At 66.5% G+C, this 26,152-nt stretch carries 27 protein-coding genes; 15 read left to right on the forward strand and 12 right to left on the reverse strand.

Annotated elements, in window-relative coordinates; translation table 11 throughout:
• Positions 1-51 precede the first annotated feature (51 nt).
• Entirely contained in the window at positions 52-402 is a 351-nt protein-coding gene (locus ACQ4OD_RS18020; protein ID WP_046855051.1) for a hypothetical protein, read from the forward strand.
• Positions 403-427: 25 nt separating this feature from the next.
• Here ACQ4OD_RS18020 and ACQ4OD_RS18025 read toward each other — a convergent pair whose 3' ends face one another.
• Positions 428-880, reverse strand: a complete 453-nt coding sequence (locus ACQ4OD_RS18025; RefSeq protein WP_430944692.1) for an Lrp/AsnC family transcriptional regulator — start codon at positions 878-880, stop codon at positions 428-430.
• A gap of 110 nt (positions 881-990) precedes the next feature.
• Between ACQ4OD_RS18025 and ACQ4OD_RS18030 the strand changes: the two genes are divergently transcribed.
• Together ACQ4OD_RS18030 and ACQ4OD_RS18035 are read left to right on the forward strand one after the other, a co-directional pair.
• The gene (locus ACQ4OD_RS18030) at positions 991-1,605 is read left to right on the forward strand and encodes a LysE family translocator (RefSeq protein WP_139670035.1); all 615 of its coding nucleotides are present in this window, start codon (positions 991-993) and stop codon (positions 1,603-1,605) included.
• 61 nt (positions 1,606-1,666) lie between these two features.
• Positions 1,667-2,134, forward strand: coding sequence for an FAD/FMN-containing dehydrogenase (locus tag ACQ4OD_RS18035; protein ID WP_139670037.1), 468 nt, complete (start codon positions 1,667-1,669; stop codon positions 2,132-2,134).
• A gap of 18 nt (positions 2,135-2,152) precedes the next feature.
• Here ACQ4OD_RS18035 and ACQ4OD_RS18040 read toward each other — a convergent pair whose 3' ends face one another.
• On the reverse strand, positions 2,153-2,902 hold the full coding sequence (locus ACQ4OD_RS18040; protein ID WP_430944693.1) for an SIR2 family NAD-dependent protein deacylase: 750 nt from the start codon (positions 2,900-2,902) through the stop codon (positions 2,153-2,155).
• 127 nt (positions 2,903-3,029) lie between these two features.
• Between ACQ4OD_RS18040 and ACQ4OD_RS18045 the strand changes: the two genes are divergently transcribed.
• The 4 genes from ACQ4OD_RS18045 to ACQ4OD_RS18060 all read left to right on the forward strand — a co-directional run bounded on the left by ACQ4OD_RS18045 (position 3,030) and on the right by ACQ4OD_RS18060 (position 5,449).
• The gene (locus ACQ4OD_RS18045) at positions 3,030-3,242 is read left to right on the forward strand and encodes a PLDc N-terminal domain-containing protein (protein WP_031315336.1); all 213 of its coding nucleotides are present in this window, start codon (positions 3,030-3,032) and stop codon (positions 3,240-3,242) included.
• A gap of 90 nt (positions 3,243-3,332) precedes the next feature.
• Positions 3,333-3,752: a RidA family protein gene (locus tag ACQ4OD_RS18050; RefSeq protein WP_102684083.1), complete on the forward strand. Its 420-nt coding sequence runs from the start codon at positions 3,333-3,335 to the stop codon at positions 3,750-3,752.
• Between the two features lie 117 nt (positions 3,753-3,869).
• Entirely contained in the window at positions 3,870-4,370 is a 501-nt protein-coding gene (locus ACQ4OD_RS18055; RefSeq protein WP_139670041.1) for a GNAT family N-acetyltransferase, read from the forward strand.
• Between the two features lie 200 nt (positions 4,371-4,570).
• Positions 4,571-5,449, forward strand: coding sequence for a DMT family transporter (locus ACQ4OD_RS18060; protein WP_139670043.1), 879 nt, complete (start codon positions 4,571-4,573; stop codon positions 5,447-5,449).
• A 7-nt stretch (positions 5,450-5,456) separates the two neighbouring features.
• Here the strand turns inward: ACQ4OD_RS18060 and ACQ4OD_RS18065 are convergent, their stop codons facing one another.
• Positions 5,457-6,371, reverse strand: coding sequence for an AraC family transcriptional regulator (locus ACQ4OD_RS18065; RefSeq protein WP_102684086.1), 915 nt, complete (start codon positions 6,369-6,371; stop codon positions 5,457-5,459).
• A gap of 102 nt (positions 6,372-6,473) precedes the next feature.
• On the opposite strand from ACQ4OD_RS18065, the gene ACQ4OD_RS18070 reads away from it, so the two are divergent.
• The 5 genes from ACQ4OD_RS18070 to ACQ4OD_RS18090 are packed head-to-tail and all read left to right on the forward strand — an operon-like array spanning position 6,474 to position 10,912.
• Complete coding sequence (locus tag ACQ4OD_RS18070; protein WP_102684087.1) at positions 6,474-7,034, forward strand: carboxymuconolactone decarboxylase family protein; 561 nt, start codon at positions 6,474-6,476, stop codon at positions 7,032-7,034.
• A 48-nt stretch (positions 7,035-7,082) separates the two neighbouring features.
• Positions 7,083-8,147 carry an acyl-CoA dehydrogenase family protein gene (locus ACQ4OD_RS18075; RefSeq protein ID WP_430944694.1) on the forward strand — a complete coding sequence of 355 codons (1,065 nt, stop codon included), beginning with the start codon at positions 7,083-7,085 and terminating at the stop codon, positions 8,145-8,147.
• Positions 8,144-8,965: an ABC transporter ATP-binding protein gene (locus tag ACQ4OD_RS18080; RefSeq protein ID WP_430944695.1), complete on the forward strand. Its 822-nt coding sequence runs from the start codon at positions 8,144-8,146 to the stop codon at positions 8,963-8,965. The genes ACQ4OD_RS18075 and ACQ4OD_RS18080 overlap by 4 nt, the downstream gene beginning before the upstream one ends.
• Positions 8,952-10,157: an ABC transporter substrate-binding protein gene (locus tag ACQ4OD_RS18085; RefSeq protein WP_102684090.1), complete on the forward strand. Its 1,206-nt coding sequence runs from the start codon at positions 8,952-8,954 to the stop codon at positions 10,155-10,157. Before ACQ4OD_RS18080 ends, ACQ4OD_RS18085 begins: the two co-directional genes overlap by 14 nt.
• Positions 10,157-10,912 carry an ABC transporter permease gene (locus ACQ4OD_RS18090; protein ID WP_102684091.1) on the forward strand — a complete coding sequence of 252 codons (756 nt, stop codon included), beginning with the start codon at positions 10,157-10,159 and terminating at the stop codon, positions 10,910-10,912. The genes ACQ4OD_RS18085 and ACQ4OD_RS18090 overlap by 1 nt, the downstream gene beginning before the upstream one ends.
• Before the next feature lie 66 nt (positions 10,913-10,978).
• Here the strand turns inward: ACQ4OD_RS18090 and ACQ4OD_RS18095 are convergent, their stop codons facing one another.
• The 3 genes from ACQ4OD_RS18095 to ACQ4OD_RS18105 form a co-directional block, all read right to left on the reverse strand.
• Positions 10,979-13,147 (reverse strand): TonB-dependent siderophore receptor, encoded by a 2,169-nt coding sequence (locus ACQ4OD_RS18095; RefSeq protein WP_430944696.1) that lies wholly within the window; start codon positions 13,145-13,147, stop codon positions 10,979-10,981.
• A 150-nt stretch (positions 13,148-13,297) separates the two neighbouring features.
• Entirely contained in the window at positions 13,298-14,140 is an 843-nt protein-coding gene (locus ACQ4OD_RS18100; RefSeq protein ID WP_139670053.1) for a TIGR03915 family putative DNA repair protein, read from the reverse strand.
• Positions 14,137-15,357: a putative DNA modification/repair radical SAM protein gene (locus tag ACQ4OD_RS18105; RefSeq protein WP_430944697.1), complete on the reverse strand. Its 1,221-nt coding sequence runs from the start codon at positions 15,355-15,357 to the stop codon at positions 14,137-14,139. The genes ACQ4OD_RS18100 and ACQ4OD_RS18105 overlap by 4 nt, the downstream gene beginning before the upstream one ends.
• Before the next feature lie 213 nt (positions 15,358-15,570).
• Here ACQ4OD_RS18105 and ACQ4OD_RS18110 point away from each other — a divergent pair, with 213 nt between their 5' ends.
• From ACQ4OD_RS18110 to ACQ4OD_RS18120, 3 genes are all read left to right on the forward strand, one after another.
• Entirely contained in the window at positions 15,571-16,785 is a 1,215-nt protein-coding gene (locus ACQ4OD_RS18110; RefSeq protein ID WP_198753971.1) for a TolC family protein, read from the forward strand.
• A gap of 119 nt (positions 16,786-16,904) precedes the next feature.
• A complete protein-coding gene (locus ACQ4OD_RS18115) occupies positions 16,905-18,131 on the forward strand; it encodes an efflux RND transporter periplasmic adaptor subunit (RefSeq protein ID WP_139670059.1) in 1,227 nt (408 codons plus the stop codon).
• A gap of 15 nt (positions 18,132-18,146) precedes the next feature.
• Positions 18,147-21,293, forward strand: coding sequence for a CusA/CzcA family heavy metal efflux RND transporter (locus ACQ4OD_RS18120; protein WP_198753973.1), 3,147 nt, complete (start codon positions 18,147-18,149; stop codon positions 21,291-21,293).
• 72 nt (positions 21,294-21,365) lie between these two features.
• Here the strand turns inward: ACQ4OD_RS18120 and ACQ4OD_RS18125 are convergent, their stop codons facing one another.
• From ACQ4OD_RS18125 to ACQ4OD_RS18150, 6 genes are all read right to left on the reverse strand, one after another.
• Positions 21,366-21,854, reverse strand: coding sequence for an HvfX family Cu-binding RiPP maturation protein (locus tag ACQ4OD_RS18125; protein WP_139670063.1), 489 nt, complete (start codon positions 21,852-21,854; stop codon positions 21,366-21,368).
• Between the two features lie 15 nt (positions 21,855-21,869).
• The gene (locus ACQ4OD_RS18130) at positions 21,870-22,493 is read right to left on the reverse strand and encodes a ferric reductase-like transmembrane domain-containing protein (RefSeq protein WP_430944698.1); all 624 of its coding nucleotides are present in this window, start codon (positions 22,491-22,493) and stop codon (positions 21,870-21,872) included.
• A 126-nt stretch (positions 22,494-22,619) separates the two neighbouring features.
• Positions 22,620-23,285 carry a sel1 repeat family protein gene (locus ACQ4OD_RS18135; protein ID WP_430944711.1) on the reverse strand — a complete coding sequence of 222 codons (666 nt, stop codon included), beginning with the start codon at positions 23,283-23,285 and terminating at the stop codon, positions 22,620-22,622.
• Positions 23,286-23,452: 167 nt separating this feature from the next.
• Positions 23,453-24,553, reverse strand: a complete 1,101-nt coding sequence (locus ACQ4OD_RS18140) for a hypothetical protein (protein WP_430944699.1) — start codon at positions 24,551-24,553, stop codon at positions 23,453-23,455.
• A 26-nt stretch (positions 24,554-24,579) separates the two neighbouring features.
• Entirely contained in the window at positions 24,580-25,212 is a 633-nt protein-coding gene (locus ACQ4OD_RS18145) for a LysE family translocator (RefSeq protein WP_139670069.1), read from the reverse strand.
• Between the two features lie 2 nt (positions 25,213-25,214).
• Entirely contained in the window at positions 25,215-25,991 is a 777-nt protein-coding gene (locus tag ACQ4OD_RS18150; RefSeq protein WP_102684103.1) for a YqcI/YcgG family protein, read from the reverse strand.
• Positions 25,992-26,152: the final 161 nt, after the last annotated feature.

Genomic DNA, 26,152 nt, shown 5'->3' on the forward strand with positions numbered 1-26,152 from the left:
TGTGCCCCGGCAGTGCTAGAGTCACCTTCTTTTTTGTCCCGAGGATGGAACATGCGAGCAATTCTGCCGATCACCGTGGCGCTGCTGCTGGCGGGCTGTGCATCGTCGACCATGGAAGCGGCGCGCGGCGGCGCACCCACCGCGCAGCTGGATTCACACAAGACGCCGGATCTGGTGGCACAGTGCATCCAGTTCAGCTGGCAGGAAGAGAACACCTTCGGGGTCGACGCCAGCGGCTACCTGGAGGCTCGCAAGCAAGGTGGCTTCACGGTTTATACCCGCGAAGCCGAGTCGTTCGTCGACGTTTACGCCCAGGCCGGTGGGACGCGGGTGGACTACTACGCGCAGAAGAACGACGGCATGGCCCTGCGCCGACGGGCGGCAGCCGCGACCTGCCTGTAGGCCGCGCCCGGTCAGTGGCCCGATGTCACATTGGCAGCAGCCGGTCCTGAATCACCTCCTTCATCACCAGCGTCGAACTCAGGCGCTTCACATTGGGAATGCTGGTCAGCTGTTCGTCATACAGCTTCTGGAAGGCCGGCAGGTCCCTGGCCACCACGTGCAGCAGGTAGTCGGGGTCGCCGAACAGGCGCTGGGCCTCGACGATCTGCGGGATCTCCCCCAGCGCCGCCTCGAAGTCCGCCACCGGCTGGCGGGTCACCTCGCGCAGGGTCACGAACACCAGCGCGGCGAAGTTCAAACCCAGGGCCGCCGGGGCCAGGCGGGCGTGATAACCGAGGATGGCGCCTGAGTCCTCCAGCGCCTTGAGGCGCCGGTGGCAGGGCGACAGGCTCAAGCCGACGCGGTCGGCCAGTTCGGTCACGGACAGGCGCCCGTCTTTTTGTAGCTCGGCAAGGATATTTCGATCTGTTCGATCCATGGGGAAGATTCTTCTATTGCTTGGCTTGGTCCGGGGAATATACGAAAGAAAATCCCTGGGCGATATCCGTAGTCTTTCTTTCACCGAAACCAGTGTAAGGAAGGCTCGAAATGGCCATGAGTGTACTGACGGCGTTCTGGGCCGTTTCCCTGCTGTTCGTGATCACCCCCGGCGCCGACTGGGCCTACGCCATCTCGGCCGGCATGCGCGGGCGCTGGGTAGTGCCGGCGGTGGCGGGCATGCTGTCCGGCCATCTGCTCGTCACCCTGGTGGTGGCCGCCGGAGTCGGCAGCCTGATTGCCGGGCACCCGCTGGCGCTGAGCTTGCTGACCCTTGCAGGTTGCGTGTACCTGTTGTGGCTGGGTGGCAACCTGCTGCTGAGCCCGGCCGTGCCCGAGGCCGGCGCCGGAGGTGGGCAGGACTCGGGGTCGCGCTGGGCATTCAAGGGCCTGTGCGTCAGCGGCCTCAACCCCAAGGTGTTCCTGCTGTTCCTGGCGTTGCTGCCGCAGTTCACCGACCCGCAGTCGAGCTGGCCGCTGCCCTTGCAGATCCTGCTGCTGGGGTTGGTGCACCTGAGCAGTTCGCTGGTGATCTACCTGATGGTCGGTTATGGTGCCAAGGCCGTGTTGCGCACCCGGCCTGCCGCGGCGCAGGCCGTGGGACGGTTGTCCGGCGGGGTGATGATCCTGATTGCCGTGGGGCTGATAGCCGGGCAGTTGCGTTGAGCCTGTCAAGGACGGCGGGTTGGGCTATGCTGACGGCCCTCACGATTCGGACCTGACCCTCATGAAATACGCCGCCGTACTTCTGCTCAGCCTGCTGGCGCTCGTGGCCCACGCCGCGCAACCCGGCGACACCCTCGCGCCCTGGACATTGCTCGATCAGTACGACCAGCCCTACAGCCTGGGGGCCGATACCCGGGTCCTGCTGGTCGCCCGCGACATGGACGGTGCCAAGCTGGTCAAGGCGGCCCTGGCCGAACAGCCCAAAGGCTACCTGGAGGCGCGGCATGCGGTGTTCGTCGCGGATATCCAGCGCATGCCGGCGCTGATCAGCAAGCTGTTCGCCATCCCGGCCATGCGCGACTACAGCTACCGCGTGCTGCTCGACCGCGAAGGCCGGGTCGCCAGCCGCTATGCCGGGGACGAAGGCAAGGTGCTGTGGCTGGCGCTGGATAACGGCGTGGTGGCAGCGCGCAACAGCTACGCCGATGCCGATGCCTTGAAGGCTGCGTTGGACCAGGCTGGCCGCTGAACCGGCCTGCCCGGTAGCTCAGGCGAAGGCCTGGCGCAGCAGTTGCGGCAGCACCTCACCCGCCTTGCCGGGCAACATGAACGCCCGCGGGTGCTCGCAGGGCACGGGCTGCGGATTGACATGCACCACCGTTGCCCCCGCCGCCAGTGCCATGCGAGGTATCGAGGCCGCCGGCTGTACCAGGCCTGAGGTGCCTACCGACAGCAGTACATCGCACTGCTGCGCGGCGGCGAATGCCTGCTCCAGTACAGCCTCGGGCAACATCTCGCCAAACCACACCACACCGGGGCGCAGAGGCCCGGCGCAGCAAGCGCAGCGTGGTGGTTCCATACGGCAGCCGTGAGCGGCCTCCTCGGGCAGTGCCACGGGCTCATCCGCCGGGCGCGCGCAGTCCAGGCAGCGAAAGGCATCCAGCCGCCCATGCAGGTGCAGCACGGCGCGGCTGCCGGCGCGTTCGTGCAGGTCGTCGACGTTCTGCGTTATCAGGGTCAGCTGCGGCACTTGCGCGGCCAGCGCGGCGATGGCCAGGTGGCCTGCGTTGGGCTCGGCCTTGGCGATCCCGGCGCGGCGCATCTGGTACCAGCCCCAGACCAGCGCCGGGTCGGCGCGAAAGCCCTCGGCGCTGGCCAGCTGCGCCGGATCGAAGCGCGCCCACAGGCCGGTCAGCTTGTCGCGAAACGTGGCTATGCCACTTTCCGCGGACACCCCGGCACCGGTGAACACAACCACGTGGCGGGCCTGGGCAAGCAGCATCGGATCGAATGGCATGAGGGCTCCCATGGTGCGGTGCAGGGCGGTCGGTCACTGTGCCAGTGGGTCGCGGGCCGGACAAGATCCGAGTGAACCCTCGGCGCGCGTGGCAACCCAAGCCAGTACAGCCTATAGGAGAAGACTCATGGAAATCGGAACAATCTGGTTCGTTGTCGCGCTCGTCGTCATCCTCCTGGAAATCTGGGCCATCTGGCACATCATCGGCAGTGATCGGCGCGCCGAGCGCAAGATGCTGTGGGTGGTGTTCGTCGTTTATGCACCGTTTCCGGGCTTATTGTTCTGGGCCTGGCGTGGGCCGCGCGCGGTGAAGGGCAGGGCGGTGTTGCAGGAAAAATAGGCGCCGATCAAGGTGTGGCAGGCGGGGCTTGACCTCGACTTAACCTGAGGTTTGATACTCGGCCGCTCTTTCCATCGATGGAGCGCTAACATGACCCAGCCAGCCGCCTTTGCCCTGAGCAACCCCGAAGGCCTCTACGACCCCAGCGGCAATGCCTATTCCCACGTCGCCGAGGTACGCGCCGGCAGCCGCCTGCTGTATATCGCCGGCCAGGGCGGCGAGGACCTGCAGGGCAAGTTGTCGGCACGTTTCGATGAGCAGGCGCGCCAGGCCCTGGTGAACCTGAAGATCGCCCTGGCTTCCCGTGGGGCAACGCTTGAGCACGTGTGCAAGCTCACCCTGCTGGTGGTCGACCATTCCGAGGCGCGGCTGCGCCAGTGGGTGGCTGAGGCCGAGCGTGCCTGGGGCGGCAGGATGACCCCGACCTGCACCTTGATCCCGGTCCCGCGCCTGGCGCTGGACGGCATGCTGGTGGAAGTGGACGCGGTGGCGGCCTTGCCGCAGGGGTGACAAAACCCGTATCCATCGTCGTGGCGACGCGCCGCGAGGATGGATGCGACGCCGCCCCGCTGCAAACACCTGAGCGCCCAGGTAGACTCGCGCTCCCGCATTCATCGAGCCTGTACCATGACCCTCCCCGTCGAACTGCTCCAGACCGGCCCCGAGCATGCCGACCTGGTGCGCAACCTCTACCAGTTCTACGCCTACGAGTCTTCTGGCTGGGAGCAGGAAGATGTCGAGGCGGATGGGCGCTTCTACCTCCATGAGCCACACTTCACCCGCTACTGGCAAACCCCGGGCTGGAGCGCCAGCCTGATACTGGTGGACGGTTTCATCGCCGGCTTCCTGCTCATCGAGCGCAGTGTACTGCCCGGCATCGACGCCTGGGAGCTGGCCGACCTGTTCGTGCTCAAGAAATATCGCCGCCAGGGCGTGGGCCTGGCGGTAGCGCGGCGCACGCTGTGCGAGGGTCAAGGCGACTGGTTGGTGCGGTGCTACGGCGAGGATGCCCCGGCCCTGGCGTTCTGTCAGGCGGTACTGGCCGACCTGCCACGGCCAGTGCAGGAGATTGCCCTGGATGACGAGCCGTCGCTGCGCAATTTCCTGGTGACCCCGCGATTGCACTGAAGGACTGCGGGTCGAGCGCCAGCATGCTTTGTGCCCACGCTGCCAGCGAAGATCGCTGGCGTTGACGGACATGTGCGAAAGTGGCCGATCAGCGAACGGAATGTACTGATTGGACCACAATGCTTTGTCCACCCTGTGGCTTCTCTTCTAGAATCCGCCCATGCCTGGGCGTCATGCCGGGGCAATCGCCCGAGAGCCCCATGAGTTCCAGTACACCGTTGTCCGGAGTCAACCAGCCACTGCGCGGTATCGCCCTGGTGGTCGTGGCCACCTTCCTGTTCGCCAGCCACGACGCTTTGTCGAAATTCCTCGGCGGGATCTATCCGATCATCATGGTGGTGTGGGTCCGTTACCTGGTGCACACCTTGCTGATGGCCGGGATCTTCCTGCCCAAGGCCGGCCTGGCGGTACTGCGCACCCGCCGACCGTTGTTGCAGACCTTGCGTGCGCTGAGCCTGCTCAGCACCAGCCTGCTGTTTACCGCCGGGCTGCAATACCTGCCGCTGGCGGAGGCGACCTCGGTCAACTTCCTCGCTCCGGTGCTGGTCACCGCATTGTCGGTGCCGCTGCTCGGGGAGCGGGTGAGCGCGGGGCAGTGGCTGGCGGTGGTCATGGGCTTCGTCGGCGTGCTGGTAGTGGTGCACCCGGGCGGGGCGATGTTCACCCCGGCAATCCTGTTCCCCTTCGGTTCGGCCCTGGGCTTTTGCTTCTACCAGTTGCTGACGCGCAAGCTGGCGGCCCATGACAGCCCGACCACGAGCAACTTCTACGCGGGCTTATGTAATACCCTGATCATGACAGCGCTGGTGCCGTTCTTCTGGCAGACGCCGCAGTGGCCGCATATACCGCTGATGCTGGCGCTGGGCGGTTGCGGGATGACCGCCCACCTGCTGCTGACCCAGGCGTTCCGCCACGCTGCGCCGGCGTTGCTGGCGCCGTTCAGCTATTGCCAGATCGTGTTCGCCGGGTTGCTGGGCCTGGTGGTGTTCGGGCAGGTGCCGGACGGTACGAGCCTGGTGGGCATCGCGGTGATCTGCCTCAGCGGGCTGGGGGCAGCCTGGATGCAGCGGCGGCGTTGAACGGCTCTTAACCCGCGCGTCCTTCGTGCTGTTTGCGGTATGCCCCCGGCTGCACCCCGATGGCCTTGGCGAACGCCCGGGTGAATGCCGCCACCGACTGATACCCCGCCTGCGCGCCTACCTGCTCGACGGTATTGCCAGCCTTGAGCAACTGGCAGGCATGGCGCATGCGCAGCGCCAGCAGCACTTGCCCGGGGGATTGCCCAGCCAGTTCGTTGAAGCGCTTGAAGAACGCCGAGCGCGACAGCCCCGCGCAGGCCGCCATGGCCTCCAGCGTCCAGGCCTGGCCTGGCGCCTCGATCAAGCGCTCCAGCAACCCGGCGAAGGCCGGCTGGCGGGCGAGGGCGACCAGCCCTCCCAGTGCCTGGCCGTCATGCACCTGCTGGCGCAGCACGTAGAGAAACAGCAGGTGGGTCAGGCGCTCCAGCAGCGCCTGCGAGGGTTGCGGGCGGCGGCACTCCTCGAGGATCAGCCCGAACAGCGCCCGCGCCGCGCTGCCGGCCGGATCGCTGGCGCGCAGCAGGATCCAGTCCGCCAGCCCGTCGACGATCAATGACGACAACCCCGACTGGAAGTGGAAGAAACCGCATACCAGCCCTACGCCGTCCCCGGCTTCCAGGTCCAGCGCCCGCATGCTCCGGCGCGGCTGGGCACAGGCGTTGGCGGCATCCTCGTCGCCGGACAACCGATAGGCCAGGTCACGCAAGAGGAACACCGCGTCGCCGCTTTCCAGGCGCAGCGGCTGCGCCTGGCCGTCGATGTGCAGCCAGCAATGGCCCTGCACCACCAGGTGGAAGCTGGCCCGGCCCAGGCCTTGGGTGCTGGCGTGCCAGCCGCCGCAGTAGCGGCCCACATGGAACAGGCTGGCATCGAGCTCCAGGCTCTCTAATAACCAATCGACGAGGGGGCTGGAAGAAATCATCTAATGCAAGGACTCTGGAGCAAGGAAAGGCGACTGATGAATATGGATGCTACTTCTTATAACCAACAGACTGTAGCGACCTACATCAAAGGAGACCACTCCATGTCCGCTCGCATTACTCTACACAGCCTGCAGACCGCTCCGGAAGCCGCCCGCCCGTTCCTCGAGAACGCTCAGAAGAACTCCGGCTTCATCCCCAACCTGCTGGGCATCCTGGCCAACGCCCCGGCGGCGCTGGAAACCTACGTCACCGTTTCAGCGCTCAACGGCAAGTCCGAGCTGACCCTGGCCGAGCGCGAAGTGGTGCAGCTGATCGCCGCCACCCAGCACGGTTGCGACTTTTGTGTCGCCGGCCACACCGCGGTGGCCCTGAACAAGGCCAAGCTGCCTCAGGAAGTGGTCGATGCCCTGCGTGCCCGCGGCGAACTGCCCGACGCCCGCTACGAGACCCTGGCCGCGTTCGCCCGTGAAGTGATCGCCACCCGTGGCAACGTCAGCGACGCCACCTACCAGGCCTTCCGTGAAGCCGGTTTCAGCGAAGGCAACGCGCTGGAAGTGATTCTCGGTATCAGCCTCGCAACCCTGTGCAACTTTGCTAATGTGTTCGCCCAGACGCCGCTCAACGACGAGCTCGGCAAATACCGCTGGCAGCCTTCGGCTTGACCGAGGCCTGATGCCGGCGCGCCCGGCGTTTCAAAAGGAGTTAGGGACATGCTTGACCATGCATTTCGACAATGGCTGGATGCCAATGCCGAGGCCATTGACCAGGGCCAGTGCGATCCGCACCTGGTGCTGGCGCAGATCGCCGAGTCGCAGTTGCTGCGCATCGGCGTCGACCCGGCCCTGGGTGGCACGGGTGGCGACGTCAGCGAGGCGGTCGAGGCTATCGCCGCCATCGCCAGCCGGTCGCTGGCCGCGGCCTTCGTCTGCTGGGGCCAGCGCGCCTTCATCGAATACCTGCTGCAAAGCCCCAACCGAGAGCTGTGCAAACGGCTGATGCCCGACCTGCTCAAGGGCGAACTTGCCGGGGCCACCGGCCTGTCCAATGCCATGAAGTTCCTCTCTGGCATCGAGGCCTTGCAGGTGCGTGGCCGCCTCGCGGCCGATGGCTGGAACCTCGAAGGCCGGCTGCATTGGGTGACCAACCTGCGCAAGCGCGGTTTCGTGGTGGCGGCGGCTATTGAGGATGACGCCGGCGGCGCGCCGTTCGTGGTCGCCATACCCTCCAACGCGCCGGGCCTGGAGCGTTCCGACGATCTGCAACTGATGGGCCTGCAGTCGAGCAACACCGCGGCGCTGGCGTTCCACCAGGTGCCACTGGCCCGCGACTGGCTGCTGCATGACAACGCCCGCGAGTTCCTGCCCAAGGTACGCCCGGCGTTCCTGGCGCTGCAGTGCGGCATGGCCATGGGCCTGGCCCGGCGCGCGCTGGATGAAGTGCAGGAACACCTGCAAGGCCGTGGCTCGTTCCTCGAAGAGGCCCGCCAGGTGCTCAAGGAACGCCTGGAGAATACTGTCGGCGAGCTCAAGCAGGGGCTGCTCGACGGGCGCTTCCAGGGCCAACCGGCCGCCTTGTTCAAGCTGCGCATCACCCTCGCCGAATGCGCCGCCGATGCCGTGCAGCTGGAGCTTCAGGCCAGCGGTGGCAAGGCCTACCTGACGGCCTATGGCGAAGGCTTCGCCCGGCGTTGGCGCGAGTCGGCGTTCGTGCCGATCGTCACCCCGAGCCTGGTGCAACTGCGCGCCGAACTGCAACGCCAGGCGGCCAGCGCATGACCGAGGTGCTGCTCGAAGCCAGCGACATCAGCCTGGGCTACCCGCGCGACGGTGGCTGGCAGGCGGTGCTGGAGCAGTTCGACCTGGCGCTGGCGCCCGGCGAGGTGGTGACCATCCTTGGCCCAAGCGGGGTCGGCAAGTCCAGCCTGTTGCGCGTACTGGCCGGGCTGCAGCAGCCCCGTGGCGGTAGCGTGCACCTGCGCGGCGAGCCACTGCAGGGCCCGCACCCGCGCCTTGCGGTGGCGTTCCAGGACCCAAGCCTGCTGCCCTGGCTGAGCCTGGAAAAGAACGTCGCCTTCGGCCTCGACTTCGCCCGCCAGCCCAAGCTGGCGGCGGCCGAGCGGCGTGCACGGATCGACCACGCCATCGACGCGGTGGGCCTGGCCCATGCCCGTGGGCAGTACCCGGCGCAACTGTCCGGCGGCATGGCCCAGCGCACCGCGCTGGCCCGCTGCCTGGCGCGCCAACCCGAGGTGCTGTTGCTGGACGAGCCGTTCGGCGCGCTGGACGAGGTGACCCGCGCCGACATGCAGCAACTGCTGCTGCAACTGATCGCCACCCACAACACCGCCGCCGTGCTGATCACCCACGACATCGACGAAGCCCTGCTGTTGTCCGACCGCGTGCTGCTACTGGGCAACCACCCGGCGCGCACCCTCGGTCAGTGGCACATCGACCTGCCGCAGCCGCGGGCGCAGCGGGTCGAGGAGCTGGGCGCACTGCGTATCGAAATCCTCAAAACCCTTCGGCGGGCAAGCCGCACAGCCGAACCCACCCCATCCCCCTTGCCCTCGGAGGCTGTCCATGTGCATGGATGACTGCTGTTCCACCACGTCCCGTCGCGATTTTCTCAAGTTGAGCGCCATGCTCACCGCCGCCGGCGCCGTGCCGTTGCTGTCGAGCCTGCAGGCCCGCGCCGCCGCCGAGCCGGACGCGCCGGTGCGCATCGGCTACCTGCCGATCACCGATGCCACGCCACTGCTGGTGGCGCACAACAACGGCCTGTTCGAGGCCGAGGGCATCAAGGCCGAGCGCCCGGTGTTGCTGCGCAGCTGGGCACAGGTGATCGAGGCATTCATCTCCGGGCAGGTCAACGTCATCCACCTGCTGTCGCCGATGACCGTGTGGGCGCGCTACGGCAGCAAGGTGCCAGCCAAGGTCGTGGCCTGGAACCACGTCGGCGGCTCGGGCCTGACCGTGGCCCCGGACATCACCGATATGAAGCAGCTCGGCGGCAAGACCGTGGCCATTCCGTTCTGGTACTCGATCCACAACGTGGTGCTGCAGCAGATGCTCACCGACAACGGCCTGAAGCCTGTGTCCAAGCCCGCCACCGCGCAGCTGGCGGACAACGAAGTCAACCTGCTGGTGCTGCCGCCTTCGGACATGCCGCCGGCCCTGGCCAGCAAGCGCATCGCCGGCTATATCGTCGCCGAACCGTTCAACGCCCTGGCCGAGAACCTCAAGGTCGGCCGCGTGCAGCGCTTCACCGGCGATGTCTGGCGCAACCACGCCTGCTGCGTGGTGTTCATGCACGAGCACGACCTGAACAATCGCCCGGAGTGGTCGCAGAAGGTGGTCAACGCCATCGTCAAGGCCCAGCACTGGACCCGCGAGCACCGTGCCGAGGCCGCGGCGTTGCTGTCCAAGGCCGGCCCCAACAAGTACACCCCGCACGAACCGGCGGTGCTGACCAAGGTGCTGGCGCCATCGGCCGATGACCGTGCCGGCTACATCGCCAGTGGCGCGATCCAGCACCAGCAGTGGGACGAGAAACGCATCGACTTCCAGCCTTATCCGTTCCCCAGCTACACTGAGGAGTTGGTCAAGCGCCTGAAGAACACCCTGATCGTCGGCGAGAGCGATTTCCTTGCCGCCCTCGATCCGGCCCAGACTGCCCGCGACCTGGTGGACGATCGCTTCGTGCGCAACGCCATCGCCGCGGTGGGTGGCCCGGCGGCGTTCGGCATTGCCGAGAACTTCCAGCGTAGCGAGGAGTTCGCGGTCTGATGCGCAGGCATTTCGTGCATGGCGCCCTGGGCCTGGCGGGCCTGGCGGCGCTGCTGTTGCTGTGGTGGGCGGGGGTGCGCCTGTTCGGTGCCGCCGATGGCCTGTCGGCGCGCTTCGCGCCCCAGGCCACGTTGCAAAGCCTGATCGAGCTGCTGGGGCAGGGTGAGGTCTACGGGCATATCTGGGTGAGCCTCGAGCGTATCCTCATCGGCCTGCTGCTGGCGCTGCTGATTGGTGTGCCGTTGGGCCTGCTGGTGGGCAGCTATCGCCACCTGGAGGCGGCGACCACGCCGGCATTCCAGTTCCTGCGCATGATCTCGCCGCTGTCGTGGATGCCGGTGGTGGTGATGCTGATGGGCGTGGGCGACCAGCCGATCTACTTCCTGCTGGCCTTCGCCGCGCTGTGGCCGATCTTGCTCAACACCGCCGCCGGGGTACGCCAGCTCGACCCGCGCTGGCTGCAATTGAGCCGCAGCCTCAGCGCCACGCGCTGGGAGACGTTGTGCAAGGTGATCATCCCCGGGGTGATCGGCCATGTGCTGACCGGCGTGCGCCTGGCCATCGGCATCCTGTGGATAGTGCTGGTGCCGTGCGAAATGCTCGGGGTGAGTGCCGGGCTTGGCTATTTCATCCTCGACACCCGCGACCGGCTGGCCTATTCGGAGCTGATGGCGATGGTGCTGCTGATCGGCGCACTGGGGTTCATGCTCGATGCCTTGGCGCGGGCGCTGCATCGACGTTGGGTGCATGCCTGAAGAAAGAAGGGGCGTATAGCGAATCCTGCAATCTTGGTATCAAGCGCATCCCTGCGCCTGAGCAGGTCAGAAGCTGTACTTGGCGGTCAGCATCAGGTTGCGTGGATCGCCAAAGGTGTCGCCCCCATAGTTCACCGAGCTGGAAATCGACGAGTAGTACTTCCTGTCGAACACGTTGTTGGCATTGAGCTGCAGGTCCAGGTGCTGGTTGACCGCGTAGCCGGCCATCAGGTCGGTCACCGCGTAGGCACCTTGCTCAAGGCGGTAGCGGCCGCCATCGGCCACGCTGAAGTCGTTGTACATGCGGCTCTGCCAGGTGACGCCGCCACCGACGCGCAGTTTTTCCAGCGGGCCCTGGAAGCGGTAGGTGGTGAACAGTTTTAGCTGATGCTCGGGGGTGTCGGAGGACAGCGGCTTGTTGACGTTGGCGGGGTTCTTGGCGTCCTTGATGGTGTGCACGCGGGCGTAGGTGTAGCCGGCACCGATCTGCCATTGCTCGGTCAGCGCGCCTTGCACCTCGAAGTCGATACCCTGGCTGCGCACCTCACCGGAGGCTTCGTAGCAAGTGAACTGGCCCGCTCGGCAGACGCTCTTGTCGTCCACCTCGACCGCGCGGTTTTCCTGGTCGATGCGGAACACGGCAAGGCTGGCATTGAGCGCGCCATCGAAGTATTCACCCTTGATGCCTACCTCGTAGTTCTTGCCTTCGATCGGCCGTACCGGCGTGCCGCTGCTGTCCTGGCTGTCCTGTGGCTGGAAGATATCGGTATAGCTGGCGTAGACCGAGTGGTGTTGGTCCAGCTCGTAGATCAGGCCGGCATAGCGGGTGACGTTGCGGGTCACCTTGTAGTCGCCATCGTTGCTGCCGCGCTTGTCGTAGTCGTACCAGTCCAGGCGCCCACCGAGGATCAGCTTGAGCGGGTCGGCCAGGCTCAGGCGAGTGGTGGTGTACACGCCTTCCTGGTTGATCAGGTAGCGGCTGCTGCTGGTGTGCAGGAAGTCGGGCTTGCCGCCGTCGATGGGGTAGTCCATGTCGTAGGGGCTGTAGTTGCGCTCGCTCATGTCGTAGATGCGCTTGCTGGCGCCGACCACCAGCTCGTGGGTACGACCGAACGCCTCGAACGGGCCGCTGGCGAAGGTGTCCAGGCCCAGCTGGTTCTCGTCGTGGGCCGACTGGTAGACCGTTCGGCTCAGCGGCTTGGCCAGGTCCCAGCGCGACTGGTAGGAGCCGCGGAACAGCGCGTTCTGCTCACTGTAGGTGGCGTTGACCTGCAGCTTCCAGTCATTGGCCAGGCGCTGGCGCACTTCGGCGAACAGGGTATTGATCTCCTGGTCCTTGACCTCCCAGTCGGTGGCCGGGTTGTAGGAGCGTGGCAGGTCCAGGTGATGGCCGTCGAGGGCGGTGGGGATCGCGCCCCAGAACACGTTGGTCTTGTCCTTCTGGTGGGAGAGGCCGAGGGTGAGGGTGGTGTCTTCGCTCAGGTCGGCCTCGGTGATCGCGTAGAACAGCCCGTGGTCCTCTTGCTGGCCGTCACGGAAACCGTTGGCGTCCTGGTACGAGGCCACCACGCGGCCGCGCAGGGTGCCGCTGTCGTTGAGCAGGCTGGAGGCGTCCAGTTCGCCGCGGTAGTTGTCCCAGCTGCCGGCGGCGCCGGTGAGGGTGACTTTCTGCTCCGCCAGCGGGCGCTTGCGCACCAGGTTGATCGCCGCCGAGGGCGTGCCGGAACCGGTGATCAGGCCGGTGGCGCCGCGTACCACTTCCACCCGGTCGAACATCGCCAGGTTCGGCTGCGCACCGACCACCCAGCCGGTGTAGGCGCTGGGGATGCCGTCGTACATGATGTTGTCGACGTCGAAGCCACGGGCCTTGTAGGTCTGCCGGCCTGGGCCGTTGGACTGGTTGAGGAACAGGCCCGGGGTGTACCTGGCCACGTCGTTGATGCTGGTCATGCCCTGGTCGTCCATGCGCTGGCGGGTGATCACCGTTACCGCCTGGGGCGTTTCGCGCATGGTCAGCGGCAACTTGGTGGCGGTGGACATGGCACCGGTGGTGTACGACTTCGATCCCTCGGTGGTGCTGCCCAGGCTGCTGTCGTCAATAGCCGTGGCGCCCAGCTCGATCACGGCAGGGGCCTGTTCGGCTGCCAGCGCGGGCGTGACGGTCGCCATGCAGATGGCCGTGGCCAGCAGGTTGCGGGTTGGCGCGAAACGGTGGGTCAAGGGAAGCGATGACATGCCGAGCTTTATCCTTATTGCTAGTGCTTATGAGAACGATTAGCAATAAGTATGTCGGGATTGCCCGGTCAAGAACAGGGTGGATGCATTGGAAATGATGAAATTTTCACAATTTTCTATTCGAATGGATTGTTTCTCCGGCTTTCGTGGCTACCGGTCCGCGCTACCTGGGCCAATCCGTTTACCTTGTTGTCGACCTATTTCCAGCGCTTGGCCATCGCGTTGCTTGCCGTGCCGTGCCTGGCCCACCAGCTCGGGGATCAGCGGCCCCTCGGGCAGATGACGCCAGAAGCGTCCGGGCAGATGCTGGCGTAGAGCGCCAGGGTTGAGCCGGGCAGGGTTGAAGGTGTGCCGGTAGTAGGCGAGCCACAGTTCGGCCCCGGGGTCGTCGGCGTTGCGCGCCCATTGCCGCCAGTCTTCCGGGCATTTGCGACGGTAGTCCAGTTGCGCGCCGTCGTAGCGGATGCCGTCGTGGGGCGTGGCGATCAGCCAGCGCTGGCGGCCCAGGCGTTCGGCGAAGTGCGCGCTGGCGCTGTCGAGGATGTCATGCGCGGGTTCGTGGTAGGCCACCAGGTCCAGTTGCAGCTGCTCGGCCAGCGTCTCGGGCAGTGGCACGAAGCGCACGAAGGCATGCAGATGGTGAGCCTCGCGTCCGACCTGGCGGATGCGCCGTTGCAACTCGCTGCCCAGGCGGTCGCCGGCCAGCATCGCGGTGCGATCGCCATGGGCGACGCGCCAGAGCACCTCGTACAACAGGTTCCAGCGCTGCTCGCCGCGGTAGCGCCCGGCCTGTTCCAGCTGGGCCAGCAGCGCCGCTGGCACTCGGGCGTGGAACGGGCCGGGGCCTGCGGGCAGGGGCGTGGGCACGGCCAGCAAGTCATCCATCCAGGTCTGGCCCCAGGTCACCGTGGCCGGGTCGATGCCGTGGCCGAGCAGTTGGCGGGCCTGGTCGCGCCAGGTGGCGAAGTCATCGCCGCACTCCAGCGCGATCATCCCCACAGCCCCATCTGCACGGGCGCCTGAGGTTCACGCAGGCGGGCCCGAAGCAGGCCGCTGCGCAGCTCGGCCTGGGCCGGGCGGTAGTCACTGGTGACGATGAACGGGCGGGCCTTCTCCAGCACGCAGCGCAACTGGATCAGGTCGTCGTAGCGGATGCGCCGCTCCCGGCGCAGGGCGACCAGGCGCTGCACGCTGCGCAGGCCGATACCGGGGATGCGCGCCAGCAACGCCGGTTCGGCGCGGTTGACGTCCAGCGGGAAGACCTCGCGGTTGGCCAGCGCCCAGGCCAGCTTGGGGTCGATGTCCAGGGCCAGGTTGCCGGTCTCGCCCAGCAGTTCGCCGGCCTTGTAGCCGTAACCGCGCAGGAGGAAGTCGGCCTGGTACAGGCGGTGTTCGCGCAGCAGCGGCGGCGCGGCCAGGGGCACGCTGGAGGGGCTGTCGGGGATCGGGCTGAAGGCGGAGTAATAGACCCGTTTGAGTCCATAGCCCTGGTACAGCGACTCGGCGTTGCGCAGCAAGGTGCTGTCGTCGGTGGCGTCGGCGCCGACGATGACCTGAGTGCTCTGCCCGGCGGGGGTGAAGCGTGGTGCCCGTGGTTCGCCGGCGACGGCCTGCTGGCCGTGGTGGATCACGCCCATGGCCTGGCGGATGGTGCTGGCGCGCTTTTCCGGGGCCAGGCGCTGAAGGCTGGCGTCGGTGGGCAGTTCGATGTTCACGCTCAGCCGATCGGCCAGGCGCCCGGCCTCCTCGATCAGCAGCGGGTCGGCGTCGGGGATGGTCTTGAGGTGGATGTAACCGCGAAAGGCATGCTCTTCGCGCAGCAGGCGCGCCACCCGGATCAGTTGCTCCATGGTGTAGTCGGCCGAGCGGATGATGCCTGAGCTGAGGAACAGGCCGCTGATGCAGTTGCGCCGGTAGAAATCCAGGGTCAGGCGCACCACCTCCTCGGGGCTGAAGCGTGCCCGGGGCACGTTGCTGGAGCGGCGGTTGACGCAGTACTGGCAGTCGTACAGGCAGAAGTTGGTCAGCAGCACCTTGAGCAGCGACACGCAGCGGCCATCGGGGGTGTAGCTGTGGCAGATGCCCATGCCATCGGTGGCGCCGAGGCCGTCGCGGCCGTGCGAGCTGCGCTTGGGCGCGCCGCTGCTGGCGCAGGACGCGTCGTACTTGGCGGCGTCGGCAAGGATGCCGAGTTTGGCGATGAGTTGCATGGGGTGGTCCGCTGAATACTGAATATTCATACAGTATTTCGGGATTGGTCTGATGGCAAGGGTTTCTGATTGGCCAGGCGCTGCCAAGTCCCCCGTGGAACGCCCGAGCGCTCGATTACAGAATTGTAATCTTCACGCCACTCCCCAGATAACCAAGGCTCCCTAAAGTCCCTCGCCAAAGCATTCCGCCGCTTGTCGACGAGGACTTCCGCCGTGCCCATCCCCCGCAAGATCGCCTTGCTCTGCCTGTTGCTGGCCGGCCCTGCCGGCGCCGAGGGCCTGAGCCTGGACCAGGCGCTCGACGCCGCCTTTGCCCAGAACCCGGACTTCGCCGCCATCGGCCGCGAGATCGGCATCGCCGAAGGCGAGCGCCGTCAGGCCGGGCTGATTCCCAACCCCGAGCTGTCGTGGGAGGTCGAGGACACCCGCCGTGACACCAGTACCACTACCGTGACCCTCAGCCAGGCCCTGGAGCTGGGCGGCAAGCGCGGTGCGCGGATCGAGGTCGCCGAGGCCGGCCAGGCGGTCGCCCGCCTGGAGCTCGAGCGTCAGCGCAACAGCCTGCGCGCCGATGTGATCCAGGCTTTCCATGCCGCCTTGCGGGCGCAGACCGCGCTGGAGTTGGCGCAGCAATCGCAGGCGCTGACCGAACGCGGCCTGCGGGTGGTGGAGGGGCGGGTGCGCGCGGGGCAGTCCTCGCCGGTGGAGGCCACCCGCGCCCAGGTGCAACTGGCCCAGGCCGAGGCGGCGGTGCGCCGGGCGCGAACCGAACGCACGGTGGCCAATCAAGCCCTGGCGCGGCTGACCGGCAGCGCCGAGGCCCGCTTCGACCGACTCGACGCCAGCTCGCTCTCGCCAGGCCCGGCGCCCAAGGCCGAACGCCTGCTGGCCACGGTCGAGCAGACCGCCGAATGGCGCCTGGCCGCGGCGCAGATCGAGCGTGGCGATGCCAGCCTGGGCTCCGAGAAGGCCCAGCGCATCCCCAACCTGACCGTGAGCCTGGGCAGCCAGTACAGCCGTGAGGCGCGTGAGCGGGTCAATGTGGTGGGGTTGTCCATGCCGCTGCCGCTGTTCGACCGCAACCAGGGCAACGTACTGGCCGCCGCGCGCCGCGCCGACCAGGCCCGTGACCTGCGCAACGCCGTCGAACTGCGCCTGCGCAGTGAAACCCGCAGTGCCCTGGACCAGTGGGGCACGGCCATGGGCGAGGTGCAGGCTTATGACCGCACCATCCTGCCCGCCGCCCAGCAGGCGGTGGACACCGCCACCCGAGGCTTCGAGATGGGCAAGTTCGCCTTCCTCGATGTGCTCGATGCGCAGCGCACGTTGATCGAGGCGCGCGGGCTTTACCTTGACGCGCTGGCCCAGGCGACCGATGCGCGAGCGCAGGTGGAACGCATCTACGGCGAGCTTCCGACAGGACTGTGAACGGGGGCTGCTGCGCAGCCCTATCGCCGGCGAGCCGGCTCCCACTCGGATCCGCGTCAACCCTTGTGGGAGCCGGCTCACCGGCGATCTGACAGACGACATTTCAAGCAGGAGCAACAATGACCAACCCACGCAAGCTCGCCATCCTCGCCGCCGCCCTGGCCGTTATCGGCCTCGGTGGCGCGGCCTGGACCGGCACCCTTGGCAAGGCCGGCGGTGGCCAGGCCCAACACGACGACCACGGCGAAGCCGGCCATGGCCATGACGAAGAGAAGGACGACGGACACGGCCACGGCGAGTCCGCAGGCGAGGGGCATGGCGAGGAGGAGGGCCAACTGCACCTGACTGCCGAGCAGATCCGGGCCGCCGGTGTGCAGCTGGCCACCGCCGGCCCGCGCACCTTGGGCACTGCCATCAATTTCCCTGGCGAAATCCGTTTCGACGAAGACCGCACCGCCCATGTAGTACCACGGGTTCCTGGCGTGGTCGAGTCGGTGCAGGCCGAGCTAGGCCAGGCGGTCAAGCGTGGCCAGGTGCTGGCAGTGATCGCCAGCCAGCAGATCTCTGAGCTGCGCAGCGAACAGCAGGCTGCGCAACGGCGCCTGGAGCTGGCGCGATTGACCTTCGAGCGTGAAAAACAGTTGTGGCAGGAGCGCATCAGCGCCGAGCAGGACTACCTGCTGGCCCGACAGGCGCTGCAGGAGGCCGAGATCGCCGCCGCCAACGCCGGGCAGAAGGTCGCCGCGGTGGCGCCGGCCGGCAAGGGCAACCGCTACGAACTGCGCGCACCGTTCGACGCGATGGTAGTGGAAAAGCACCTGACCGTGGGCGAGGTGGTGGACGAGACCAGCAATGCCTTCACGCTATCCGACCTGAGCCGGGTCTGGGCCACCTTCGCCGTGGCCCCGCGCGACCTGGACAAGGTGGTCAGTGGCCGTGGCGTCAGCGTCAGCGCGCCGGACCTCGGCGCCCAGGTGGAGGGCAAGGTCAACTACGTCGGCAGCCTGCTCGGCGAGCAGAACCGCGCCGCCACCGTGCGCGCCACCCTGGCCAACCCCAATGGCGCCTGGCGCCCCGGGTTGTTCGTCAATATCGCGGTTACCGTTGAGCGCTTCGACGCCGCGGTGGTGGTGCCGGAAAGCGCCCTGCAGACCTGGGAGGAGCAGACCGTGGTGTTTGCCCGCACCGATGAAGGGTTCGCGGCCCGTCCGGTCAAGCCGGGCCGGCGTGATGCCGGCCAGGTGGAGATCCGTGAAGGCCTGGCCGCCGGTACCGAAGTGGCCGCCGCCGGCAGCTTCGTCCTCAAGTCCGAGCTGGGCAAAGGCTCGGCCGAACACAGCCACTGACCGGGGACGCTTTTCATGTTCGAACGCCTGATCCAATTCGCCATCGAGCAGCGCCTGGTGGTGATGCTCGCCGTGGTGCTGATGGCCGCCGTGGGCATCCACAGCTACCAGAAGCTGCCCATCGACGCCGTGCCCGACATCACCAACGTGCAGGTGCAGATCAACACCGCCGCGCCCGGCTATTCGCCCCTGGAGACCGAGCAGCGCATCACCTTCGCCATCGAGACCGCCATGGCCGGGTTGCCGGGCCTGAAGCAGACCCGTTCGCTGTCGCGCTCGGGCTTGTCGCAGGTGACGGTGATCTTCGATGACGGCACCGATATCTTCTTCGCCCGGCAACTGGTCAACGAGCGCCTGCAGGTGGCCCGCGAACAGTTGCCCGAGGGCATCGAGGCGGCCATGGGGCCGATCTCCACCGGCCTTGGCGAGATCTTCCTGTGGACGGTCGAGGCCAAGGAGGGCGCCGTGAAGGACGACGGCACGCTCTATACCGCCACCGACCTGCGGGTGATCCAGGACTGGATCATCAAGCCGCAGCTGCGCAATGTGCCGGGCGTGGCCGAAGTCAACAGCATCGGCGGCCATGCCAAGCAGTACCTGATCGCCCCGGAACCCAAGCGCCTGGCAGCCTACAAGCTGACCCTCAACGATCTGGTCGCCGCCCTGGAGCGCAACAACGCCAACGTCGGCGCCGGTTATATCGAACGCAACGGCGAGCAATTGCTGATCCGTGCCCCGGGCCAGGTGGCTTCGGCCGAGGACATCGCCAGCATCGTCATCTCCAGCGTCGACGGCACGCCGATCCGCGTCAGCCACGTGGCCCAGGTCGGCCTGGGCCAGGAGCTGCGCTCCGGCGCCGCCACCGAGAACGGCCGGGAAGTGGTGCTGGGCACGGTATTCATGCTGATCGGCGAGAACAGCCGCACGGTGTCCCAGGCGGTGGCGGCCAAGCTCGAGGAGATCAACCGCAGCCTGCCCAAGGGGGTGGTGGCGATCACCGTGTACGATCGCACCAACCTGGTGGAAAAGGCCATCGCCACGGTGAAGAAGAACCTCATCGAAGGCGCGATCCTGGTCATCGCGGTGTTGTTCCTGTTCCTGGGCAACATCCGCGCGGCGCTGATCACCGCCATGGTCATCCCATTGTCGATGCTGTTCACCTTCACCGGCATGTTCAGCAACAAGGTCAGCGCCAACCTGATGAGCCTGGGGGCACTGGACTTCGGCATCATCGTCGACGGCGCGGTGGTGATCGTCGAGAACGCCATCCGCCGACTGGCACATGCCCAGCAGCATCATGGCCGCATGCTGACCCGTTCCGAGCGCTTCCACGAAGTGTTTGCCGCCGCCCGCGAGGCGCGCCGGCCGCTGATCTACGGGCAGTTGATCATCATGGTGGTGTACCTGCCGATCTTTGCCCTGACCGGGGTCGAGGGCAAGATGTTCCACCCCATGGCTTTCACCGTGGTGATGGCGTTGCTGGGGGCGATGATCCTCTCGGTGACCTTTGTCCCGGCGGCCCTCGCGCTGTTCGTCACCGGCAAGGTGAAGGAAGAAGAAGGCGTGGTCATGCGCGCTGCCCGCCGCCGTTACGCCCCGGTGCTGGAGTGGGTGCTGGGCCGGCGCAACCTGGCCTTTGCCGGCGCCGCGACCCTGGTGCTGCTGTCCGGCTTGCTGGCCAGCCGCATGGGCAGCGAGTTCATCCCCAGCCTCAGCGAAGGCGACTTCGCCCTGCAGGCCCTGCGCGTGCCAGGCACCAGCCTGTCGCAGTCGGTGGACATGCAGCAGCGCCTGGAGAAGACCATCATCGAGCGGGTGCCGGAGGTGGAGCGGGTGTTCGCCCGCACGGGCACCGCCGAGATCGCCTCCGACCCGATGCCGCCGAACATTTCCGACGCCTATGTGATGCTCAAGCCGCGCGAGCAGTGGCCGGACCAGGGCAAGTCGCGTGACGCGCTGATCGCCGAGGTGCAGCAGGCAGCGGCCAGCGTGCCAGGCAGCAACTACGAGCTGTCGCAGCCGATCCAGCTGCGCTTCAACGAGCTGATTTCCGGGGTACGCAGCGACGTGGCGGTTAAGGTGTTCGGCGACGACATGGAGGTGCTCAACCGCACCGCCGCGCAGATCGCCGCCAGCTTGCAGAAAGTGACAGGGGCGTCCGAGGTGAAGGTCGAGCAGACCACCGGCCTGCCGGTGCTGACCATCGATATCGACCGCGACAAGGCCGCTCGCCACGGCCTGAACGTGGGCGATGTGCAGGACGCCATCGCCATTGCCGTGGGGGGCCGTACTGCCGGTACCCTTTATGAAGGCGACCGTCGTTTCGATATGGTGGTGCGCCTGTCCGAGGCGCTGCGCACCGATGTCGATGGCTTGGCGAGCCTGCTCATCCCGGTGCCGGCCAGTGCCGCCGCAGGCGCTGCGCAGATCGGCTTCATCCCTCTGTCCCAGGTGGCCACGCTGAACCTGCAGTTGGGGCCCAACCAGGTCAGCCGAGAGGATGGCAAGCGCGTGGTGGTGGTCAGCGCCAACGTGCGCGGGCGTGACCTGGGCTCGTTCGTCGAGGAAGCTTCGCAGACCTTGATCGACCAGGTGCAGATCCCACCGGGCTACTGGACCCGCTGGGGTGGTCAGTTCGAGCAGTTGCAGTCGGCGGCCGAGCGCTTGCGCGTGGTGGTGCCGGTCTCACTGCTGCTGGTCATGGCCTTGCTGCTGATGATGTTCAACAACCTCAAGGATGGCCTGCTGGTGTTCACCGGGATTCCTTTCGCCCTCACCGGTGGCGTGCTGGCGCTGTGGCTGCGCGACATTCCGCTGTCGATCTCGGCGGGCGTGGGCTTTATCGCGCTTTCCGGTGTGGCGGTGCTCAACGGTCTGGTGATGATCGCCTTTATCCGCAACCTGCGCGAGGAAGGGCGCGGCCTGCGCGCCGCAGTCGAGGAGGGCGCCTTGACCCGCTTGCGGCCAGTGCTGATGACCGCGCTGGTGGCATCGCTCGGGTTCATCCCGATGGCTCTGGCCACTGGCACCGGTGCCGAGGTGCAGCGACCGCTGGCGACGGTGGTGATCGGCGGGATCCTGTCGTCGACGGCGCTGACCTTGCTGGTGCTGCCGGCGTTGTACCAGTGGGCCCATCGGCGCGATGAGGCCGAGACTGCGTGAACCCCTGTCGCTGGGCAAGCCCGCTCCCACGAAGGCATTCACTTCGTGGGAGCGGGCTTGCCCCGCGATGCTTTAATGACGACGCCACAGCCAGTGGTCCAGGCTCAACCTTCCAGAACCTTTCAACAGCAGTGGCAACAACGCCACCAGGTAGATCAGCGGCAGCTTGAAGTTGCCAAACCCCTGGTCGGTGATGGCATACCCCCGCCCCAGTTCCGCCAGGCTCGACCACTGGCTCGGCCAGTGCACCGCCGCGATCGCCACCACGGTCACCACCATCAGCACCGCCGAGGCCAGGCGGGTGCCGAGCCCGAGCAGCAGGAGCAGCGGGCAGAGCAGCTCGGCCCACATCGACAGTTGCCAGTTCAGGCCCGCTGGCAGCAAATCGAACGGGAACGGAAAACTGCCTTGCAGGTCGGTGAACCAGTTGGCGCCATTGAACTTCTCCAGGCCCGATTCGAAGAACTCCCAGGCCAGGAACAGGCGCAACGGCAGGTCGGCGCTCCAGCTACCGGCCCGGTCGAGGGCCATGAACGGGCGAGTCAGGGTATTTGTCAGCATGGTGATCTCCTTGTGTCAGTGCGACAGGGCAGTGGCGGCCCGGCGTGAGCGTTGGGCCTGCTTGGCGATGAGCTTGAGGGTAATGGCGGCGAACATAAGGGCGAACGCCAGCGGGTACCAACCGCCCATGGGGACGCGCTTGTAGAACGACAGGCAGAACACCGCCGCCAGCACCCAGGTGCCGGTGCTGTGCAGGCCCTTCCACAGGCGTGGACCGAGCACGCTCATCGGTGTCTTGAACGAGGTCAGGGCCAGCAACAGGATGAACAGGTAACCCACCGAGCCCGGGATGTTCGCCACGGCGCTGCGCCCGGCCCAGAACAACTCCGGGTAGCGATGCGCAAACAGGTAGATCAGCACACCATGCACGGTGTGCGAGAAGGCGAAGGCCAGGCCCAGGTAGCGCCGTTCGCGCAGCAGCTGGCGGCTGGCCTGGCCGGGTAGCAGGGTGACCAGCGTCGAAGCCAGGAAGGTCAGCAGGAACAGTGCGAAGGAGCTGCGTGCCGTGGCGCGGATGGCGCTGCGCAAGCCGTCGGCACCGAACGGATGGGTGGCGATGACCAGAGCGGTCATCAGCAGGGTCAATGCCGCGAGGGCGTGGAACAGCTTCCAGCCAGTGGGCAATGGCAATACTTTCATGGGCAAGGGTCCCGGCGTGCTTGGCGACGGCGGGGGCCGTCGCGTGGTGTGGCCGGAAGTGTGCGGGGGCGGCGTATCGGCAGTGTGTCGCGGGAGGCTGGGTTATGTATCGCTGTGTAGCGGTGCTCAGCGGGTACTGGTCAGGCGCTGCTGCGCCGCCGCGCAACCGTTGATCTCCACTGCCTTTTGCAGGTAGGCCTGGCGCTGGCGCGGGTCCAGCTCGCCCAGCAGCCGGTAGATCTCGGCCTGATAGTCACGCTGGCGCCCCCACTGCAGCTGCAGGCCTTGTGGCCTGCTGCGGTTGCACGCCAGGCGGGTGGCCGGCTGCGGATAGTAGGCGGCATACAGGGTGGCCATGCTCGGGACTGCCTCCAGGGCCTCGCGGTAGGCGGGGCTGGCATTGTAGGGTGCGCACCAGTGGGCGATAGCCAGCGCCGGTGGGGCAAAACCTTGCTTGAGGCTGGCCTCGAGCAAGGGGCAGGCAGCCTCGGCGATCTGGTTGGCGGGCAGGTAGGTGGTGTAGTACAGCGCCAGTCGGTACTGGGCCACTGGGTGGCCGAGGGCGACGGATTTCTTCAGCAGCGCCACGGCCGTGGGCAGTGTGTGCGCCATGGCCTGGCCCTGGCGGCTGAGCTCGGGGTCGCCAACGGCGGTGCGCAGCGGGCTGGCGCTGTCGTCCTGGTTGTCGGCCTGCTCCAGCAGGGGCAATGCCTGGCGGTAAAGCAGGTCGGCATGCGGGTCGATGTTCACTTCCAGGGCCTGGGTGCCGACGGCGGCCAGCAGCAACGGCATCGCCACGGCCAGGCTGGCGCGATGGCTGCGACCCTGAGGGCGGGCCGGGAACGAAGGAACGTCTGGGATGGTCATGGCAGTTACGCGGTTGCCTCGGGCAAATCAGGAGCGACGACAGCGTATTCTATCCATCCGCGCCCCTTCCCCGAAAGCCCGGCGTACGGCCATCAGACCAGCTTGATTGGTGCGACCTTGCGCAGGGCCTGTCTTTCCTGGGCCAGCCCCAGCTTGGCGGTGATCACCTTGGCCAGCGCGTTATTGCCCAGGTCGTTGAAGTGCAGGCGGTCGACGAACAGGTGTTCGCTGAAGACTGGCGAGCTGCTGAGCATGCTGTTCATGTCATAGCACGGCACCGGCTCAGCCTGGTTCTTGATACGGCGAAAGAAGGCCATGTGCAGTTGGCTGTCGAAGGTGTCGCCGAGCAGGCGATCAAAATTCGATGGCTGGCGCTCAAGTTCGCCGAGCATGGCCTGTTCGGCGCTGGGCACGACCTCGCGGCACCAGGGCAGCAGCGGCTGGAGGATGAAGGTGAGGGTGGTATGGCCGTCGGCCAGCAGGCGATCCCATTGGCGCAGGGTGCGGCCGACGCAATCGGCGGCGCGGATCAGACGCTTGTCGGGACTGGACAGCGGCTCGAGGTCCGGCCAGCGCGGTTGTCGCGAAGGCGCCAGAACCTGGCCCAGGCGTTGCCAGAGCGATTCGCGGCGTGCCTCGCCGGTAGCTTGCACCCCTTCGTTGAAGCGATTGAGAAAGTCCTGATAGGCCTGTGCCCGATGCGGATCCTGCGCGCCGGCCAGTACCTCGGCCAGGGCCTCCTGGGCCAGCGAGTTGAGGCCACTGAGCACCACCACATGACCGATCTGGCCAAAGCGGTGCTGGTGGGTGAGGAACATCAGCAGTTCCTGCGTGGCATTGAGCCCGCAACCGGTCAGGTTCAGCCAGATCTCGCCGGTCAGCATCGACAGGTACGAGGCCACGGTGTGCTCGTCGGAGCTGGCGCCGATACCCATGGCGGTGGAACCGCCTACCAGCAGGTTGACCCGCGCCGCGCCGCCGCGTTCGGCCACCGAGAAGCGCTTGCCGGCGCAATGGCTGTAGCGCATGCCTAAAGCGTCGGTGTTGATGGTGCCGGAACGGTAGCCGCGTTCATGCACGTACAACGTGTGCGGCGCCCGGCGGCTGCCCAATTGCAGGAAGCGCTGGTAGTCCTCTGCCAGGGGGTCGGGCGTGCCCATGCTGCCGGGGTTGGCGCTGTCGGTCGATGTCATGGGCGCTCCTTGGTGTGGGGGCAGGCTCAGGCGGCCAGTTCCCTGATGTTGTAGGCCAGGCCCACGGCGGCGATCAGCAGCAGGGCGACGCCCGAAGCCAAGCTGATCAGGCGGTTGCTGCGCGGCGAGGCGATCTTGCCGATTGCGAAGATGTAAAGGCTGAGCACGGCGAAATCGATGGCGATCCACAGCAGTGACAGCACCACCATGCTCTTGCCGAACGACTCGGTGATCTGGATGAACTGCGGGAAGAAGGCGATGAAGAAGATGATGTCCTTGGGGTTGGAGATACCGACCATGAAGCCCTGCAGCAAGCCGCCACGGCCCGGTTGCACAGCGGTTGCGGCCTGCGCGGCGCTCTCGGCCGGTACCTGCAGCGCTTCGCGCAGGGTGCCCAGGGCGATGTAGCCGATGAACAGGCAACCCAGCAGGCTCATGCCGCTGAGCCAGGTCTTGTCGATGGCCGCGCTGGTCAGGATGATCCAGGCGGCCGCGCCGATCAGTACCAGTGATGCCCAGTTGGTGCCGACCGCCGTGAACAGGGCTTTGCGCGAACCCGAGGCGGCGGCGGTATTGACGATCAGCGCCACCACCGGGCCGGGCGTGGCGATCAGCAGCAGGACGGTGAGGGCATAGGTGGCGGTCAGTGCGGTATTCACGTTCAGTTCTCGGTAGGGCGTTCAGCCATTGCGTGGGTGTGGAACGGGCAGCGCGCCGGGCTCGGCGAACCGGGCTCCTGCAGTTGGTACTGCTTCCATTCGAAGTTGTCGTCCTGGCCGAAGAAGCCAAGGGTCTCGGGCATGACGCCGTCGTTGTAGTGACGCACCCGCTCGCGGATGCGCGCACGGATGCGCTGGCCGCTCTCGGTGCTGGCGCTGGCCACTTCGTCGAAGCTCTCCCGCGGATTGATGACGAAGGCAATGTGCGGGCCCAGGTTGCGGCTTTTCATCAGGCGATGGGCGGGAAAGCTCATGTTGATGAACAGCGGCATGCCGGCGAAGCAGAATGACCAGCGTGCGTCATGCGGGTCCTGCGGGATCTCCTCGGGCCATGGCAGCGAGTCGCGGGCGTGGACCTCGCGCAGCACATCCCAGGCCAGCGCCTGCTGCGCCTCGAGCGAGGAGTCAGGGGCCGTTTCGAGAAACACCAGTAGCGGGTTTCCGATGCGCTGCTTGAGCGGGATCGGCTCGATGGTGGCGATGTAGTCGGCCAGGCCCAGGGCGATATCGTCGGCCAGCCGTGCGGCGCGAGCGAAGACGATATGGCAGGTGCGCGCCGTGACCGCCTTTCGCCCGAACAGGCAGGGGAAGTCAGGGTTGGCCAGGGTTTCCTTGAAGTGTTCTATGGTCTTGTGTGTCCAGTGGTGTCGGTTCTGGACATGTTCGTCGGCGAGCTCTAGCGCATCCAGGCGATAGCAGTTTCCATAACCCGTAAACATGATTTCCCCAGGTAGATCCGAAGGTAGCGTTAATAGAACTTTTTCGTCATATCCGTGCAGGTTGGTTATATATAATTGTTATTTACCGGCATTTTCGGAGATGGCCTCTGCGTTGTAAAACGCCTGGATCTATGACCTACTATTAGCTTCACTCATGCTCG

Origin of the sequence: Pseudomonas sp. WC1 (genome assembly GCF_050586565.1) — a bacterium.
Taxonomy (GTDB): Bacteria; Pseudomonadota; Gammaproteobacteria; order Pseudomonadales; family Pseudomonadaceae; genus Aquipseudomonas.